Source organism: Enterobacter sp. 302C9 (genome assembly GCF_034106085.1).
Taxonomy (GTDB): Bacteria; Pseudomonadota; Gammaproteobacteria; order Enterobacterales; family Enterobacteriaceae; genus Enterobacter; species Enterobacter asburiae_B.
The window spans coordinates 12,027-29,198 of the sequence record NZ_JAWNBW010000018.1 but is presented as its reverse complement, the minus strand read 5'-3'; the positions used below and the strand labels follow the sequence as shown (position 1 = coordinate 29,198).

At 53.7% G+C, this 17,172-nt stretch carries 13 protein-coding genes and 1 pseudogene; 9 read left to right on the top strand and 5 right to left on the bottom strand.

The genetic code is table 11. The annotated features are described in order from the left end of the window. The 9 genes and pseudogenes from tuf to rpoC all read left to right on the top strand — a co-directional run. Nucleotides 1-157 (top strand): annotated as a pseudogene (tuf, locus tag UR289_RS21380) (elongation factor Tu); the annotation flags it as partial. 228 nt (nt 158-385) lie between these two features. Further along, on the top strand, nt 386-769 hold the full coding sequence (gene secE / locus UR289_RS21375) for a preprotein translocase subunit SecE (RefSeq protein WP_014068449.1): 384 nt from the start codon (nt 386-388) through the stop codon (nt 767-769). A gap of 1 nt (nt 770) precedes the next feature. Then, nucleotides 771-1,316, top strand: a complete 546-nt coding sequence (gene nusG / locus UR289_RS21370; protein WP_002438628.1) for a transcription termination/antitermination protein NusG — start codon at nt 771-773, stop codon at nt 1,314-1,316. A 155-nt stretch (nt 1,317-1,471) separates the two neighbouring features. Continuing rightward, nucleotides 1,472-1,900, top strand: coding sequence for a 50S ribosomal protein L11 (rplK, locus tag UR289_RS21365; RefSeq protein WP_008503452.1), 429 nt, complete (start codon nt 1,472-1,474; stop codon nt 1,898-1,900). Between the two features lie 3 nt (nt 1,901-1,903). Next, the gene (gene rplA, locus UR289_RS21360; RefSeq protein ID WP_006810530.1) at nt 1,904-2,608 is read left to right on the top strand and encodes a 50S ribosomal protein L1; all 705 of its coding nucleotides are present in this window, start codon (nt 1,904-1,906) and stop codon (nt 2,606-2,608) included. A gap of 291 nt (nt 2,609-2,899) precedes the next feature. Next, nucleotides 2,900-3,397 carry a 50S ribosomal protein L10 gene (rplJ, locus tag UR289_RS21355; protein WP_001207203.1) on the top strand — a complete coding sequence of 166 codons (498 nt, stop codon included), beginning with the start codon at nt 2,900-2,902 and terminating at the stop codon, nt 3,395-3,397. Nucleotides 3,398-3,463: 66 nt separating this feature from the next. Further along, nucleotides 3,464-3,829 carry a 50S ribosomal protein L7/L12 gene (gene rplL / locus UR289_RS21350; protein WP_006176746.1) on the top strand — a complete coding sequence of 122 codons (366 nt, stop codon included), beginning with the start codon at nt 3,464-3,466 and terminating at the stop codon, nt 3,827-3,829. 319 nt (nt 3,830-4,148) lie between these two features. Next, nucleotides 4,149-8,177 carry a DNA-directed RNA polymerase subunit beta gene (gene rpoB, locus UR289_RS21345; RefSeq protein WP_023334099.1) on the top strand — a complete coding sequence of 1,343 codons (4,029 nt, stop codon included), beginning with the start codon at nt 4,149-4,151 and terminating at the stop codon, nt 8,175-8,177. A 76-nt stretch (nt 8,178-8,253) separates the two neighbouring features. Then, nucleotides 8,254-12,477, top strand: a complete 4,224-nt coding sequence (rpoC, locus tag UR289_RS21340; protein WP_023309968.1) for a DNA-directed RNA polymerase subunit beta' — start codon at nt 8,254-8,256, stop codon at nt 12,475-12,477. Nucleotides 12,478-12,592: 115 nt separating this feature from the next. Here rpoC and UR289_RS21335 read toward each other — a convergent pair whose 3' ends face one another. From UR289_RS21335 to thiG, 5 genes are all read right to left on the bottom strand, one after another. After that, complete coding sequence (locus tag UR289_RS21335; protein ID WP_033146992.1) at nt 12,593-12,910, bottom strand: PTS lactose/cellobiose transporter subunit IIA; 318 nt, start codon at nt 12,908-12,910, stop codon at nt 12,593-12,595. After that, nucleotides 12,910-13,218 (bottom strand): PTS sugar transporter subunit IIB, encoded by a 309-nt coding sequence (locus tag UR289_RS21330; RefSeq protein WP_023334100.1) that lies wholly within the window; start codon nt 13,216-13,218, stop codon nt 12,910-12,912. The genes UR289_RS21335 and UR289_RS21330 overlap by 1 nt, the downstream gene beginning before the upstream one ends. Before the next feature lie 180 nt (nt 13,219-13,398). Beyond that, complete coding sequence (locus tag UR289_RS21325) at nt 13,399-14,940, bottom strand: sensor domain-containing diguanylate cyclase (protein WP_320711542.1); 1,542 nt, start codon at nt 14,938-14,940, stop codon at nt 13,399-13,401. 337 nt (nt 14,941-15,277) lie between these two features. Continuing rightward, nucleotides 15,278-16,405 (bottom strand): 2-iminoacetate synthase ThiH, encoded by a 1,128-nt coding sequence (thiH, locus tag UR289_RS21320; protein WP_213788328.1) that lies wholly within the window; start codon nt 16,403-16,405, stop codon nt 15,278-15,280. Next, nucleotides 16,402-17,172 (bottom strand): thiazole synthase, encoded by a 771-nt coding sequence (gene thiG / locus UR289_RS21315; RefSeq protein ID WP_023334103.1) that lies wholly within the window; start codon nt 17,170-17,172, stop codon nt 16,402-16,404. The genes thiH and thiG overlap by 4 nt, the downstream gene beginning before the upstream one ends.

Genomic DNA, 17,172 nt, shown 5'->3' with positions numbered 1-17,172 from the left:
ACTGCCAGAAGGCGTTGAGATGGTAATGCCAGGCGACAACATCAAGATGGTTGTGACTCTGATCCACCCAATCGCGATGGACGACGGTCTGCGTTTCGCAATCCGTGAAGGTGGCCGTACCGTTGGCGCGGGCGTGGTTGCTAAAGTTCTCGGCTAATCGCTGATAACATTTGACGCAATGCGCATGAAAAGGGCATCATTTGATGCCCTTTTTGCACGCTTTCACATCAGAACCTGGCTCATCAGTGATTATTTTTGTCATAATCATTGCTGAGACAGGCTCTGCAGAGAGCGTATAATCCATAAAGGGATTAGCGTTTCGATTTGGCTCGCCTCGCAATCGCGGGGTGAAATTATTTGTAGAATTCTTCTGACAGGTTGGTTTATGAGTGCGAATACCGAAGCTCAAGGGAGCGGGCGCGGCCTGGAAGCGATGAAGTGGGTCGCTGTTGCCGTGCTGCTGATTGTGGCAATCGTTGGCAACTATCTTTATCGTGACATGATGCTGCCGCTCCGCGCGCTGGCAGTGGTGATTCTGATTGCTGCAGCGGGCGGTGTCGCGCTGTTGACGACTAAGGGTAAAGCAACCGTTGCTTTCGCTCGCGAAGCACGTACCGAAGTCCGCAAGGTCATTTGGCCGACTCGCCAGGAAACATTGCACACCACGCTGATCGTGGCTGCAGTGACTGCGGTAATGTCACTGATCCTGTGGGGACTGGATGGTATTCTGGTTCGCCTGGTTTCCTTTATTACTGGCCTGAGGTTCTAAGATGTCTGAAGCCCCTAAAAAGCGTTGGTACGTCGTTCAGGCGTTTTCCGGTTTTGAAGGCCGCGTAGCAACGTCGCTGCGTGAGCATATCAAATTACACAACATGGAAGAGTTATTTGGCGAAGTTATGGTTCCGACCGAAGAAGTGGTTGAGATCCGTGGCGGCCAACGTCGCAAAAGCGAGCGTAAATTCTTCCCGGGTTACGTGCTGGTTCAGATGGTGATGAACGACGCGAGCTGGCACCTGGTGCGCAGCGTACCGCGCGTGATGGGCTTTATCGGCGGCACGTCTGACCGTCCGGCGCCAATCAGCGACAAAGAAGTTGATGCGATTATGAACCGCCTGCAGCAGGTGGGTGATAAGCCGCGTCCGAAAACGCTGTTTGAACCGGGTGAAATGGTTCGTGTTAGCGACGGTCCGTTTGCTGACTTTAACGGTGTGGTTGAAGAAGTGGACTACGAGAAGTCCCGCCTGAAAGTTTCTGTTTCTATCTTCGGTCGTGCGACCCCGGTAGAACTGGACTTTGCGCAGGTCGAAAAAGCCTAAGCAGCGATCAAAAAAGCGGCGATTTAATCGTTGCACAGGGCGCGAGATTGGAATACAATTTCGCGCCTTTTGTTTTTATGGGCCCGGCCCGTAAAACGAATTTTATTCACGGGGAGCCTCCCTGAGGCGCTATCACCCAATCAGAGGATTTTACAATGGCTAAGAAAGTACAAGCCTACGTCAAGCTGCAGGTTGCAGCTGGTATGGCGAACCCAAGTCCACCAGTTGGTCCAGCTCTGGGTCAGCAGGGTGTGAACATCATGGAATTCTGTAAAGCGTTCAACGCCAAAACCGAATCCCTGGAAAAAGGTCTGCCAATCCCAGTCGTAATCACTGTTTACGCTGACCGTTCTTTCACTTTCGTTACCAAAACCCCTCCAGCAGCTGTTCTGCTGAAGAAAGCGGCTGGTATCAAGTCTGGTTCCGGTAAACCGAACAAAGACAAAGTGGGTAAAATTTCCCGCGCTCAGCTGCAGGAAATCGCGCAGACCAAAGCTGCCGACATGACTGGTGCCGACATTGAAGCGATGACTCGCTCAATCGAAGGTACTGCACGTTCCATGGGCCTGGTAGTGGAGGACTAAGAAATGGCTAAACTGACCAAGCGCATGTCCGTGATCCGTGACAAAGTTGATGCGACCAAACAGTACGACATCAACGAAGCTATCGCTCTGCTGAAAGAACTGGCAACTGCTAAGTTCGTTGAAAGCGTTGACGTTGCCGTTAACCTCGGTATCGACGCGCGTAAATCCGATCAGAACGTTCGTGGCGCAACTGTACTGCCACACGGTACTGGCCGTTCCGTTCGCGTAGCTGTATTTGCTCAGGGTGCAAACGCTGAAGCTGCTAAAGCTGCCGGCGCTGAACTGGTAGGTATGGAAGATCTGGCTGATCAGATCAAGAAAGGCGAAATGAACTTTGACGTTGTTATTGCTTCTCCAGATGCAATGCGCGTTGTTGGCCAGCTGGGCCAGGTTCTGGGTCCACGCGGCCTGATGCCTAACCCGAAAGTCGGTACTGTAACTCCTAACGTTGCTGAAGCGGTTAAGAACGCTAAAGCAGGTCAGGTTCGTTATCGTAACGACAAAAACGGCATCATCCACACCACCATCGGTAAAGTGGACTTTGACGCTGACAAACTGAAAGAAAACCTGGAAGCTCTGCTGGTTGCGCTGAAAAAAGCAAAACCAACTCAGGCGAAAGGCGTGTACATCAAGAAAGTTAGCATCTCCACCACCATGGGTGCAGGTGTTGCAGTTGACCAGGCTGGCCTGAGCGCTGCTGCAAACTAATGCCTTTACGTGGGCGGTGATTTTGTCTACAATCTTACCCCCACGTTTGCTAACGAAAGTTAGCGGCTAAAAGATTTGTTCGTTGGAGCCTGGCCTAATCCAAGCCTCCGTCGAAGACCGCAGGTGTTTCGCAAGAGACTTAATCCCCTGCGTAGACGGTGACAGAACGCTAAGATTATTTTTGGATACTCTGGCTTGTTTCTGCTCACCGTATTAAGACGCTCTTTCCGTTTGGGAGAGTGAAGTGAGTTCCGGAACATGAGTTCCGGCAAACATCCAGGAGCAAAGCTAATGGCTTTAAATCTTCAAGACAAACAAGCGATTGTTGCTGAAGTCAGCGAAGTAGCCAAAGGCGCGCTGTCTGCAGTAGTTGCGGATTCCCGTGGCGTTACTGTAGACAAAATGACTGAACTGCGTAAAGCAGGTCGTGAAGCTGGCGTATACATGCGTGTTGTTCGTAACACCCTGCTGCGTCGCGTAGTTGAAGGTACTCAGTTCGAGTGCCTGAAAGACACGTTTGTTGGTCCGACCCTGATTGCATACTCTATGGAACACCCGGGCGCTGCTGCTCGTCTGTTCAAAGAGTTCGCGAAAGCGAATGCAAAATTTGAGGTCAAAGCTGCAGCCTTTGAAGGTGAGTTGATCCCGGCATCGCAAATCGATCGCCTGGCAACCCTGCCGACCTACGAAGAAGCAATTGCACGCCTGATGGCAACCATGAAAGAAGCTTCGGCTGGCAAACTGGTTCGCACTCTGGCTGCTGTTCGCGATGCGAAAGAAGCTGCTTAATCGCAGTTATCTTTATAAAGCATTTGCTTACGTATAAACTTATTCTGATTTTCAGGAACAATTTAAATGTCTATCACTAAAGATCAAATCATTGAAGCAGTTGCAGCTATGTCCGTAATGGACGTTGTAGAACTGATTTCTGCAATGGAAGAAAAATTCGGTGTTTCTGCTGCTGCTGCTGTAGCTGTAGCTGCGGGCCCGGCTGAAGCTGCTGAAGAAAAAACTGAATTCGACGTAATTCTGAAAGCTGCTGGCGCTAACAAAGTTGCTGTTATCAAAGCAGTACGTGGCGCAACTGGCCTGGGTCTGAAAGAAGCTAAAGACCTGGTAGAATCTGCTCCAGCTGCGCTGAAAGAAGGCGTGAGCAAAGACGACGCAGAAGCACTGAAAAAATCTCTGGAAGAAGCTGGCGCTGAAGTTGAAGTTAAATAAGCCAACTTTTCTGGTTGCAGCCTGAGTAATTAGGCTGATGGCTGGTGACTTTTTAGTCACCAGCCTTTTTGCGCTGTAAGGCATCAGTAGCATTTCACACTGTTTGACTGCTGATTGTCCTGACAATGCATGTTTCTATCGACGACTTAATATATTGCGACAGGGTGCTCGCTCTGTGTAAATCGCGACGAAATGATTTAAGCGTGATAGCAACAGGTATTGCGGAAAGTATTCAATTTTCCGGTCCACAAAATGGTGTTGCACAAACTGTCCCTTCGTCGGACAGATGGGTCGACTTGTCAGCGAGCTGAGGAACCCTATGGTTTACTCCTATACCGAGAAAAAACGTATTCGTAAGGATTTTGGTAAACGTCCACAAGTTCTGGACATTCCATATCTCCTTTCTATCCAGCTTGACTCGTTCCAGAAGTTTATCGAGCAAGATCCTGAAGGGCAGTACGGTCTGGAAGCAGCCTTCCGCTCCGTGTTCCCGATTCAGAGCTACAGCGGTAACTCCGAGCTGCAGTACGTCAGCTACCGCCTTGGCGAACCGGTGTTTGACGTTCAGGAATGTCAGATCCGTGGCGTGACCTATTCCGCACCGCTGCGCGTAAAACTGCGTCTGGTGATCTACGAGCGCGAAGCGCCGGAAGGCACCGTAAAAGACATTAAAGAACAAGAAGTCTACATGGGTGAAATTCCACTCATGACAGACAACGGTACTTTCGTTATCAACGGTACTGAGCGTGTTATCGTTTCCCAGCTGCATCGTAGCCCGGGCGTCTTCTTCGACAGCGATAAAGGTAAAACACACTCTTCCGGTAAAGTACTGTATAACGCACGCATCATTCCTTACCGTGGTTCATGGCTGGACTTCGAGTTCGATCCGAAAGACAACCTGTTTGTCCGTATCGACCGTCGTCGTAAGCTGCCTGCAACCATCATTCTGCGTGCGCTGCAATACACCACTGAACAGATCCTGGACCTGTTCTTTGAGAAAGTGATCTTTGAAATCCGCGACAACAAGCTGCAGATGGAGCTGGTGCCGGAACGTCTGCGTGGCGAGACCGCGTCGTTCGACATCGAAGCCGACGGCAAAGTGTATGTGGAAAAAGGTCGCCGTATCACCGCGCGCCACATCCGCCAGCTGGAAAAAGATGATATCAAACTCATCGAAGTTCCGGTTGAGTACATTGCAGGAAAAGTAGCCGCGAAAGATTACGTTGATGAGTCAACGGGTGAGCTGATCTGCCCAGCGAACATGGAGCTGAGCCTGGATCTGCTGGCTAAGCTGAGCCAGTCTGGTCACAAACGTATCGAAACGCTGTTCACCAACGATCTGGATCACGGCGCGTATATCTCTGAGACTATTCGCGTTGACCCAACCACCGATCGTCTGAGCGCGCTGGTAGAAATCTACCGCATGATGCGTCCTGGTGAGCCACCAACTCGCGAAGCGGCGGAAAGCCTGTTCGAGAACCTGTTCTTCTCCGAAGACCGCTACGATCTGTCCGCGGTTGGTCGTATGAAGTTCAACCGTTCTCTGCTGCGCGACGAAATCGAAGGTTCCGGTATCCTGAGCAAAGACGACATCATCGAAGTGATGAAGAAGCTCATCGATATCCGTAACGGTAAAGGCGAAGTGGACGATATCGACCACCTCGGCAACCGTCGTATCCGTTCCGTAGGCGAAATGGCGGAAAACCAATTCCGCGTTGGCCTGGTACGTGTAGAGCGTGCGGTGAAAGAGCGTCTGTCTCTGGGCGATCTGGATACCCTGATGCCTCAGGATATGATCAACGCCAAGCCGATTTCTGCAGCAGTGAAAGAGTTCTTCGGTTCAAGCCAGCTGTCTCAGTTCATGGACCAGAACAACCCGCTGTCTGAGATTACGCACAAACGTCGTATCTCTGCACTCGGCCCAGGCGGTCTGACCCGTGAACGCGCAGGCTTTGAAGTTCGAGACGTACACCCGACGCACTACGGTCGCGTATGTCCAATCGAAACGCCTGAAGGTCCAAACATCGGTCTGATCAACTCCCTGTCCGTGTACGCACAGACTAACGAATACGGTTTCCTCGAGACCCCGTACCGTAAAGTGACTGACGGTGTTGTAACCGACGAAATTCACTACCTGTCTGCTATCGAAGAAGGCAACTACGTTATCGCTCAGGCGAACTCCAACCTGGATGACGAAGGCCACTTTGTAGAAGATCTGGTTACCTGCCGTAGCAAAGGCGAATCCAGCTTGTTCAGTCGCGATCAGGTTGACTACATGGACGTATCCACCCAGCAGGTGGTATCCGTCGGTGCGTCCCTGATCCCGTTCCTGGAACACGATGACGCCAACCGTGCATTGATGGGTGCGAACATGCAACGTCAGGCCGTTCCAACTCTGCGCGCTGATAAGCCGCTGGTTGGTACCGGTATGGAACGTGCTGTTGCCGTTGACTCCGGTGTTACTGCGGTTGCTAAACGTGGCGGTACTGTTCAGTACGTCGATGCATCCCGTATCGTTATCAAAGTTAACGAAGACGAGATGTATCCGGGCGAAGCTGGTATCGATATTTATAACCTGACCAAATACACCCGTTCTAACCAGAACACCTGTATCAACCAGATGCCTTGCGTATCTCTGGGTGAGCCAGTTGAGCGCGGCGACGTGCTGGCAGACGGTCCGTCCACCGACCTCGGTGAACTGGCGCTCGGTCAGAACATGCGCGTAGCGTTCATGCCGTGGAACGGTTACAACTTCGAAGACTCCATCCTCGTCTCCGAGCGTGTGGTTCAGGAAGATCGTTTCACCACCATCCACATTCAGGAACTGGCATGTGTGTCCCGTGACACCAAGCTGGGGCCAGAAGAGATCACCGCTGACATCCCTAACGTGGGTGAAGCTGCGCTCTCCAAACTGGATGAATCCGGTATCGTTTACATCGGTGCGGAAGTGACCGGCGGCGACATTCTGGTTGGTAAGGTTACACCGAAAGGTGAAACCCAGCTGACGCCAGAAGAGAAACTGCTGCGTGCAATCTTCGGTGAGAAAGCGTCTGACGTTAAAGACTCTTCTCTGCGCGTACCAAACGGTGTTTCCGGTACGGTTATCGACGTTCAGGTCTTCACCCGTGACGGCGTTGAGAAAGATAAGCGTGCGCTGGAAATCGAAGAGATGCAGCTCAAACAGGCTAAGAAAGACCTGTCTGAAGAACTGCAGATCCTCGAAGCGGGTCTGTTCAGCCGTATCTATGCGGTGCTGGTTGCCGGTGGCGTTGAAGCTGAGAAGCTCGACAAACTGCCACGCGATCGCTGGCTGGAACTGGGCCTGACCGACGAAGAGAAACAAAATCAGCTGGAACAGCTGGCTGAGCAGTATGACGAACTGAAACACGAGTTCGAGAAAAAACTCGAAGCGAAACGCCGCAAAATCACTCAGGGCGACGATCTGGCACCAGGCGTGCTGAAGATTGTTAAGGTGTATCTGGCTGTTAAACGTCAGATCCAGCCTGGTGATAAGATGGCAGGTCGTCACGGTAACAAGGGTGTTATCTCTAAGATCAACCCGATCGAAGATATGCCGCACGATGCTAACGGTACGCCGGTAGATATCGTACTGAACCCGCTGGGCGTACCGTCTCGTATGAACATCGGTCAGATCCTGGAAACTCACCTGGGTATGGCTGCGAAAGGTATTGGCGACAAGATTAACGCCATGCTGAAGCAGCAGGAAGAAGTCGCGAAACTGCGCGAATTCATCCAGCGTGCCTACGATCTGGGTACCGACGTGCGTCAGAAAGTCGACCTGAATACCTTCAGCGATGAAGAAGTGCTGCGTCTGGCTGAGAACCTGAAAAAAGGTATGCCAATCGCAACGCCGGTCTTCGATGGTGCGAAAGAAGCTGAAATTAAAGAGCTGCTGCAACTGGGTGGTCTGCCAACGTCTGGTCAGATTACGCTGTTTGACGGCCGTACCGGTGAACAGTTCGAGCGTCCGGTAACCGTAGGTTACATGTACATGCTGAAACTGAACCACCTGGTCGACGACAAGATGCACGCTCGTTCTACCGGTTCTTATAGCCTGGTTACTCAGCAGCCGCTGGGTGGTAAGGCACAGTTCGGTGGTCAGCGCTTCGGGGAGATGGAAGTGTGGGCGCTGGAAGCATACGGCGCGGCATACACCCTGCAGGAAATGCTCACCGTTAAGTCTGATGACGTGAACGGTCGTACCAAGATGTATAAAAACATCGTGGACGGCAACCATCAGATGGAGCCGGGCATGCCAGAATCCTTCAACGTACTGTTGAAAGAGATTCGTTCGCTGGGTATCAACATCGAACTGGAAGACGAGTAATTCTCGCTCAAACAGGTCACTGGTGCCGGGTTAACCCCCGGCACCAGATTGTGCTAACTCCGACGGGAGCAAATCCGTGAAAGATTTATTAAAGTTTCTGAAAGCGCAGACTAAAACCGAAGAGTTTGATGCGATCAAAATTGCTCTGGCTTCGCCAGACATGATCCGTTCATGGTCATTCGGTGAAGTTAAAAAGCCGGAAACCATCAACTACCGTACGTTCAAACCTGAGCGTGACGGCCTTTTCTGTGCGCGTATTTTCGGGCCAGTAAAAGATTACGAGTGCCTGTGCGGTAAGTACAAGCGCCTGAAACACCGTGGTGTGATCTGTGAGAAGTGCGGCGTTGAAGTGACCCAGACCAAAGTGCGTCGTGAGCGCATGGGCCACATCGAGCTGGCGTCTCCGACCGCTCACATCTGGTTCCTGAAATCTCTGCCGTCCCGTATCGGTTTGCTGCTGGATATGCCGCTGCGCGATATCGAACGTGTTCTGTACTTCGAATCTTATGTGGTTATCGAAGGCGGGATGACGAACCTGGAACGTCATCAGATCCTGACTGAAGAGCAGTATCTGGACGCGCTGGAAGAGTTCGGTGACGAATTCGACGCGAAGATGGGTGCGGAAGCTATTCAGGCCCTGCTGAAGAGCATGGATCTGGAGCAAGAGTGCGAGCAGCTGCGTGAAGAGCTGAACGAAACCAACTCCGAAACCAAACGTAAAAAGCTGACCAAGCGTATCAAACTGCTGGAAGCGTTCGTTCAGTCTGGTAACAAACCAGAGTGGATGATCCTGACCGTTCTGCCGGTTCTGCCGCCAGATCTGCGTCCACTGGTTCCGCTGGATGGTGGTCGTTTCGCAACGTCCGATCTGAACGATCTGTATCGTCGCGTTATCAACCGTAACAACCGTCTGAAACGTCTGCTGGATCTGGCTGCGCCGGACATCATCGTACGCAACGAAAAACGTATGCTGCAGGAAGCGGTTGACGCCCTGCTGGATAACGGTCGTCGCGGTCGTGCGATCACCGGTTCTAACAAACGTCCTCTGAAATCTTTGGCCGACATGATCAAAGGTAAACAGGGTCGTTTCCGTCAGAACCTGCTCGGTAAGCGTGTTGACTACTCCGGTCGTTCTGTAATCACCGTAGGTCCATACCTGCGTCTGCATCAGTGCGGTCTGCCGAAGAAAATGGCACTGGAGCTGTTCAAACCGTTCATCTACGGCAAGCTGGAACTGCGTGGCCTGGCCACCACCATCAAAGCCGCTAAGAAAATGGTTGAGCGTGAAGAAGCTGTCGTTTGGGATATCCTGGACGAAGTTATCCGCGAACACCCGGTACTGCTGAACCGTGCACCAACTCTGCACCGTTTGGGTATCCAGGCATTTGAGCCAGTCCTGATCGAAGGTAAAGCTATTCAGCTGCACCCGCTGGTTTGTGCGGCATATAACGCCGACTTCGATGGTGACCAGATGGCTGTTCACGTACCGCTGACGCTGGAAGCCCAGCTCGAAGCGCGTGCGCTGATGATGTCTACCAACAACATCCTGTCCCCAGCGAACGGTGAACCTATCATCGTTCCTTCTCAGGACGTTGTATTGGGTCTGTACTACATGACCCGTGACTGTGTTAACGCCAAAGGCGAAGGCATGGTGCTGACTGGCCCGAAAGAAGCTGAGCGTATTTATCGCGCTGGCCTGGCCTCTCTGCATGCGCGCGTTAAAGTGCGTATCACCGAATACGAAAAAGATGAAAACGGCGAATTCGTTGCGAAAACCAGCCTGAAAGACACGACCGTTGGCCGTGCCATTCTGTGGATGATCGTACCGAAAGGTCTGCCTTTCTCCATCGTCAACCAGGCGCTGGGCAAGAAAGCGATCTCCAAAATGCTGAACACCTGTTACCGCATTCTGGGTCTGAAGCCGACCGTTATCTTCGCTGACCAGACAATGTATACCGGCTTTGCTTATGCAGCGCGTTCAGGTGCATCTGTTGGTATTGATGACATGGTCATCCCAGAGAAGAAACACGAGATCATCTCTGAAGCGGAAGCCGAAGTTGCTGAGATCCAGGAGCAGTTCCAGTCGGGTCTGGTTACCGCGGGCGAACGCTATAACAAAGTTATCGATATCTGGGCAGCGGCGAACGATCGTGTATCCAAAGCGATGATGGATAACCTGCAGACCGAAACCGTGATTAACCGTGACGGCGTAGAAGAGCAGCAGGTTTCCTTCAACAGCATCTACATGATGGCCGACTCCGGTGCGCGTGGTTCCGCAGCACAGATTCGTCAGCTGGCAGGTATGCGTGGTCTGATGGCGAAGCCAGATGGCTCCATCATCGAAACGCCAATCACCGCGAACTTCCGTGAAGGTCTGAACGTACTCCAGTACTTCATCTCCACCCACGGTGCTCGTAAGGGTCTGGCGGATACCGCACTGAAAACTGCGAACTCCGGTTATCTGACGCGTCGTCTGGTTGACGTTGCTCAGGATCTGGTTGTGACCGAAGACGATTGTGGCACCCTCGAAGGTATCACCATGACCCCGGTTATCGAGGGTGGTGATGTTAAAGAGCCACTGCGCGATCGCGTTCTGGGTCGTGTGACCGCGGAAGACATTCTGAAGCCGGGCACTGCAGACATTCTGGTTCCACGCAACACGCTGCTGCACGAGCACTGGTGTGATCTGCTGGAAGCGAACTCTGTTGACTCCGTGAAAGTACGTTCCGTTGTATCTTGTGACACCGACTTTGGTGTATGTGCGCACTGCTACGGTCGTGACCTGGCGCGTGGCCACATCATCAATAAAGGTGAAGCAATCGGCGTTATCGCGGCACAGTCGATCGGTGAGCCGGGTACACAGCTGACGATGCGTACGTTCCACATCGGTGGTGCGGCATCTCGTGCGGCTGCTGAATCCAGCATCCAGGTGAAAAACAAAGGTAGCATCAAGCTCAGCAACGCGAAGTCTGTTGTTAACTCCGCTGGCAAGCTGGTTGTGACCTCTCGTAACACCGAGCTGAAGCTGATCGACGAATTCGGTCGTACCAAAGAGAGCTATAAAGTGCCTTACGGTGCGGTTATGGCGAAAGGTGATGGCGAGCAGGTTGCCGGCGGTGAAACCGTTGCAAACTGGGATCCACACACCATGCCGGTTATCACCGAAGTAAGTGGTTTCATCCGCTTCACTGACATGATCGACGGCCAGACCATTACTCGTCAGACCGACGAGCTGACCGGTCTGTCTTCTCTGGTGGTTCTGGATTCTGCTGAACGTACTACCGGTGGTAAAGATCTGCGTCCTGCACTGAAAATCGTTGATGCTCAGGGTAACGACGTTCTGATCCCTGGTACCGACATGCCTGCGCAGTACTTCCTGCCAGGTAAAGCGATCGTTCAGCTGGAAGATGGCATTCAGATCGGTGCGGGTGATGCTCTGGCGCGTATTCCACAGGAATCCAGCGGTACCAAGGACATCACCGGTGGTCTGCCACGCGTTGCGGACCTGTTCGAAGCACGTCGTCCGAAAGAGCCTGCAATCCTGGCTGAAATCAGCGGTATCATCTCCTTCGGTAAAGAGACCAAAGGGAAACGCCGTCTGGTTATCACTCCAGTAGATGGCAGCGAACCGTACGAAGAGATGATTCCTAAGTGGCGTCAGCTCAACGTGTTCGAAGGTGAACGTGTAGAACGTGGTGACGTGGTTTCCGATGGTCCAGAAGCTCCGCACGACATTCTGCGTCTTCGTGGCGTCCACGCGGTAACGCGTTACATCACCAACGAAGTACAGGACGTTTACCGTCTGCAGGGCGTTAAGATTAACGATAAGCACATCGAAGTTATCGTTCGTCAGATGCTGCGTAAAGCAACCATCGAAAACGCAGGCAGCTCCGAGTTCCTGGAAGGCGAGCAGGTTGAATACTCACGCGTCAAGATCGCTAACCGCGAACTGGAAGCGAACGGCAAAATCGGTGCGACCTTCTCGCGCGATCTGCTGGGTATCACCAAAGCGTCTCTGGCAACCGAGTCCTTCATCTCTGCAGCATCGTTCCAGGAAACGACTCGTGTCCTGACCGAAGCCGCTGTTGCTGGTAAACGTGATGAACTGCGCGGTCTGAAAGAGAACGTCATCGTGGGTCGTCTGATCCCGGCGGGTACCGGTTATGCGTACCACCAGGATCGTATGCGTCGTCGTGCTGCGGGCGAACTGCCAGCTGCACCGCAGGTGACTGCTGAAGATGCATCCGCGAGCCTGGCAGAACTGCTGAACGCAGGTCTGGGCGGTTCCGACAACGAGTAATCGTTGATGCCCGGTGATGAACATTACCGGGCATGTGCCTCGTAGGTCGGGTAAGCTCAGTGCCACCCGACAATAAAAAACCCGCCTCGGCGGGTTTTTTTACATCTGTAGGTAATCAGTTTACCAACGGGATCCGTCGATAAAGCTCAATCATATCGCCCGCCAGATCCTGAATGACCATCGCGTTCATCAGGTGATCCTGAGAGTGGACGGTGATCAGGTTAACCGGAAGCTTCCCGGTCCCTTCGTCAAAACCGATAAGCTGCGTCTGGATCGTGTGCGCATGCTTCACATATTCGCGCGACTCTTCCATCGCTTTTTCTGCTTCGTCAAACTCACCTTTACGCGCCATCTGTAGCGCCGTCAGGGCCGCACTGCGCGCCGCGCCTGCGTTGACCAGCAGTTCCATAATCGTGGTTTCTAAGTCTTCCATTATGACTCCAGAAGTTTGAGCGCTTTTTCCAGGACGGCATCGCCTTTCATCATGCCGTAATCCATCATGTCGATCACCGCGACCTTTTTACCCAGCGGCTCGGCCTGCGCCTGTAGCTTGGCCTGCTCGTATTTAACCTGTGGCCCCAGCAATACGATGTCGGCCGTCGCGATGTTGTCTTTAAACTCCGCAACCGGAACGGCTTTAATGGTGACTTCAACCCCTTTTTTCTGCGCGGCGTCTTTCATACGTTGAACCAGCATGCTGGTTGACATTCCCGCTGCACAGCATAAAACGATGTTCTTCATAATCAGCCTCGATCTACATGTGTTTATTGATAATTATCCCGTGCAGAGCGCTTCAACAACCGGTTTACCGCGATTGTGTGTCAGGCATCACAAAGAAACCGGCGATTTTCTGAAACCGGTTACAATTTTACATTGTCGGGTACCCGGCCCGTGGAAACGGGCAGGGTGAAAGTGGGAGGATTAGCTGATGGACGTTCGATTGATGCGGTTTTTGCCCTGCTGTTTGGCGCTGTAGAGGGCGCTATCAACGCTTCCGACAAATTGCTCCAGCGGTTCAAAATGCCACTCCCCAAGACCGCCGCTGAATGTAACCCGCAGGTTTTCTTCTCGCCAGACGCGTTTTTCAACTGCGGTACGCCAGGCTTCCAGCAATGAGAGCGCAGACGTCATCTGCTCAGCCTGGAAGATTACCGCGAACTCTTCTCCACCGTACCGGTAAATCGAGACGTGATGTGGCTGCATAATCTGGATCCCTTCGCGGGCCACGTTGCGCAGAACGATATCACCGGTCAGGTGGCCCAGCGTGTCGTTAATCGACTTGAAGTTATCGATGTCCACCAGCGCCAGCGCGAAAGGCTGCTGGGCATTCAGCAGCTCCGCGATATCGCTATCGAACGCGCGGCGGTTTTTACAGCCCGTCAGCGCATCGTGAGTGGCCTGGCGCACATAGGCCATCTCACGCTCTTTATTGGACTGGATAGTGTGGCTCAGCATCGCTTCCAGGCGCGGCGCCTCGCTGACGTCGCCGGTTTTAATGGCATTGATAATGTGCATCAGCACGGTACGCGAGGCGTGACGGAGGTATAAGCCGAAGAGGATGATGATGATTGCGGCCAGCGCAAACCCCCAGCCAACAATCGTCGTTTCGTGGCGGGTGATATCGGTGAGCGTCTCGCCAGAGACCCGGTAGATGACAAACCAGTCCGGATTGGTAAACGAGTAGTAGTAGTACCAGGCGTTGCTTTTCTTATCGTAAAGGTGGCCTTCGCCGCTGGGCATTTTGTCCATCAGCGCTTCGCTCACGTATTGTTTGAAGAGCGCGCCTGTATCCGGGTGAAGCACAACGGCGCCGTCGCGTTCAACGACGAAGAATTCTCCCTGGACGGGCGCCACCATCTGACGCAGGGTGAAGCCCATTGACGTCAAATCGAGATGAAACGCGATCGTTCCCTTCAGTCTGCCTTCGGGTGAAATCAAGGGCTTATAAAGTGTGACCGTCGGATGGCCGGTGAAGTAGTCCATGTACGGGCGAGTATAGTGGCTGAAGATACTGGCTTCGGCCTGAGCGATAAACCACGGCCGCGTCCGGGGATCGAAGGTTTTACTCTTCTCCGTGGGGAGCACTTCCGGCGCGCGGAGATAATGCCCCTGCGTGTCCGCCAGCGAGATGGAGGACACGGTCGGCATCAGGTTTTGCAAATGCATCATCATCTGAAGCCCCTGCGTCGGGTTGACGTTGAGCGTCTCGTTTAGCCTGTCGTCGCGGGCAAAGTACATCGCGGAACGGCCCAGGATATAGTCGTTTTCACGCAGGATAGATTCGGTGTAGTTCACCGCCAGGTTGTGCGTGAAATTGCTGTTGATCTGATGATAATCCTCAAGAAAATCCTTTCGTTGCGAAAGCGTCACCGCGATCGCGATCACCGCAAAACTGCAGAGGATCCCCGCGAAGCTGAGCATGATTGGCCGGGTAAAAGAGAGCTTTTTGCTGTGAAGTGCCATGAGCTGTACATCGTTCCTGATGGTGAATACTTTTCGTCTGCCGATATCCTCTCAGCATAGTCGCTGTCCTGCGGTTAGCGGTGAATTATACGGCACACGATTTCTGGCGGGATGATTTATCTTAATAACCATTAAGAAAATACTTATTCAACCTGCTGGCGGCCGTGTGCGCAATGAACCAGAGGCAGGGCGAAACGAGGAAGAAGCTTTTCGCCCTGGTCAGCATCCGTTGCTGACCGTGTGACAATAAAAAACCGGACGATCGCTGACAACCACCCGGTTTTGCCTTTTCGTCGCGCCTCGACAATTTTTTATGGTGTTGCAGTGCGTTTCAGCGTCATTGCGAGGCTCTTCCCAGCCAGCTGTCCCAGTCTTTCCAGACAGGCTGAAGACCCTGCGCCGTCAGGGCTGCGGCGACCGCTTCCGGACGTCGTCCGTCATGCGGCACAAATTGCTCCAGCTCCGGACGATCGTCGGCGTAGCCGCCAGGCTGCGTTTTGGAAAACGCGCTGACGTTGTTAATAGCAAGCGGGATAACGCGATCGCGAAACGCCGGGGATTCACGCGTTGAGAGCGATAATTCCACTTCCGGGGCGAGCAGGCGAAACGCACAGATGGCCTGCACCAGCTGGCGTTCATCCATCAGCGAAGCCGGTTCAATCCCGCCCGCGCAAGGTCTCAGGCGCGGGAAGGAGATGGAATAACGGCTCTGCCAGTAGTGCTGCTGAAGCCACAGCAAATGTTCCGCCACCATGTAACAATCCACCCGCCAGCTGTCAGAGAGCCCGATCAGCGCCCCCAGACCGATTTTGTCGATCCCCGCGCGACCCAGCCTGTCCGGCGTTTCCAGGCGGAAAAAGAAATCCTGTTTCTTGCCCTTCAGGTGATGCCGGGCGTACGTCGCCTCGTGATAGGTTTCCTGGTAGACCATGACCCCGTCCAGCCCAAGGGTTTTGAGCTCCGCATACTCCTTCTGCGCCAGGGGCTGCACTTCCATCTGCAACGACGCAAACTGACGACGAATGGCGGGAAGGTGCTGACGGAAATAGTCCATTCCCACTTTTCCCTGATGCTCGCCCGTGACCAGCAGAAGATGTTCAAAGCCCATTTCACGAATGGCCGCGCACTCGCGGGCGATCTCATCGTCATCGAGCGTTTTACGTTTGATGCGGTTGCTCATGGAAAAACCGCAGTAGGTGCAGTCATTGGCGCACAGGTTTGAGAGATAGAGCGGCACGTAGAAGCTCACCGTGTTGCCAAAACGCTGGCGTGTGAGCCGCTGCGCTCGCTGGGCCATCGGTTCGAGGTACGCGCTGGCCGCCGGGGAGAGCAGGGCCATCAGATCCTCGCGGGTCAGATGGCGGGCATGCAGCGCGCGCTCTACGTCAGCCGCCGTTTTGCTGTTGATGCGCAGGGCAATGTCGTCCCAGCTAAGCTGCCGCCAGCGCTCGGTAAACGTGCTCATGAGATCGCCTCCAGAAAACCGGTCAGCGGGCTGGTGGCCTGTGCCTGGAAACTGCGCGAGCCGGGGCCGGATTCCCTTGCCAGCAGGCCAGCCTCTACGGCCATGCGGAACGCACGCGCCATCATGACCGGATCGTCGGCAACCGCGATGGCTGTGTTGACCAGCACCGCGTCGGCGCCCATCTCCAGCGCCTGCGCGGCATGGCTGGGCACGCCAATGCCCGCATCAACCACCACCGGCACGGTAGCTTGCTCAATAATGATTTCCAGCATTGCGCGGGTTTCAAGCCCCTGATTGGAGCCAATGGGGGCACCCAGCGGCATGACGGCGGCGCACCCGACCTCTTCCAGCCGTTTACACAGAACAGGGTCGGCACCGCAGTAAGGCAGGACGGTAAACCCTTGCTGCACCAGCTTTTCCGCCGCTTTCAGCGTTTCGATGGGGTCGGGCAGCAGCCAGCGGGCGTCAGGATGAATTTCCAGCTTCAGCCAGCGGGTGCCGAGCGCCTCGCGGGCCAGCTGCGCGGCAAAAATCGCCTCTTCGGCCGTTTTGGCACCGGAGGTGTTGGGCAGCAGCGTGACGCCAGCCTCCAGTAAAGGCGCCAGAATGGCATCGCTGTGATGGCGCAGATCCACGCGCTTGAGCGCCAGCGTCACCAGCTGGCTGCCGCTTTCGCGAATGGCATCCACCATCAGCTGCGGCGAGGCGAATTTTCCGGTTCCGGTAAACAGATGTGAATCAAAGACTTTATCGGCAATACGTAACAT

Coding starts and splice junctions, on each gene's coding strand:
- secE (WP_014068449.1), top strand. CDS start 386: ATGAGTGCGAATACCGAAGCTCAAGGGAGCGGGCGCGGCCTGGAAGCG.
- nusG (WP_002438628.1), top strand. CDS start 771: ATGTCTGAAGCCCCTAAAAAGCGTTGGTACGTCGTTCAGGCGTTTTCC.
- rplK (WP_008503452.1), top strand. CDS start 1,472: ATGGCTAAGAAAGTACAAGCCTACGTCAAGCTGCAGGTTGCAGCTGGT.
- rplA (WP_006810530.1), top strand. CDS start 1,904: ATGGCTAAACTGACCAAGCGCATGTCCGTGATCCGTGACAAAGTTGAT.
- rplJ (WP_001207203.1), top strand. CDS start 2,900: ATGGCTTTAAATCTTCAAGACAAACAAGCGATTGTTGCTGAAGTCAGC.
- rplL (WP_006176746.1), top strand. CDS start 3,464: ATGTCTATCACTAAAGATCAAATCATTGAAGCAGTTGCAGCTATGTCC.
- rpoB (WP_023334099.1), top strand. CDS start 4,149: ATGGTTTACTCCTATACCGAGAAAAAACGTATTCGTAAGGATTTTGGT.
- UR289_RS21335 (WP_033146992.1), bottom strand. CDS start 12,910: ATGGAAGACTTAGAAACCACGATTATGGAACTGCTGGTCAACGCAGGC.
- UR289_RS21330 (WP_023334100.1), bottom strand. CDS start 13,218: ATGAAGAACATCGTTTTATGCTGTGCAGCGGGAATGTCAACCAGCATG.
- UR289_RS21325 (WP_320711542.1), bottom strand. CDS start 14,940: ATGGCACTTCACAGCAAAAAGCTCTCTTTTACCCGGCCAATCATGCTC.
- thiH (WP_213788328.1), bottom strand. CDS start 16,405: ATGAGCACGTTTACCGAGCGCTGGCGGCAGCTTAGCTGGGACGACATT.
- thiG (WP_023334103.1), bottom strand. CDS start 17,172: ATGTTACGTATTGCCGATAAAGTCTTTGATTCACATCTGTTTACCGGA.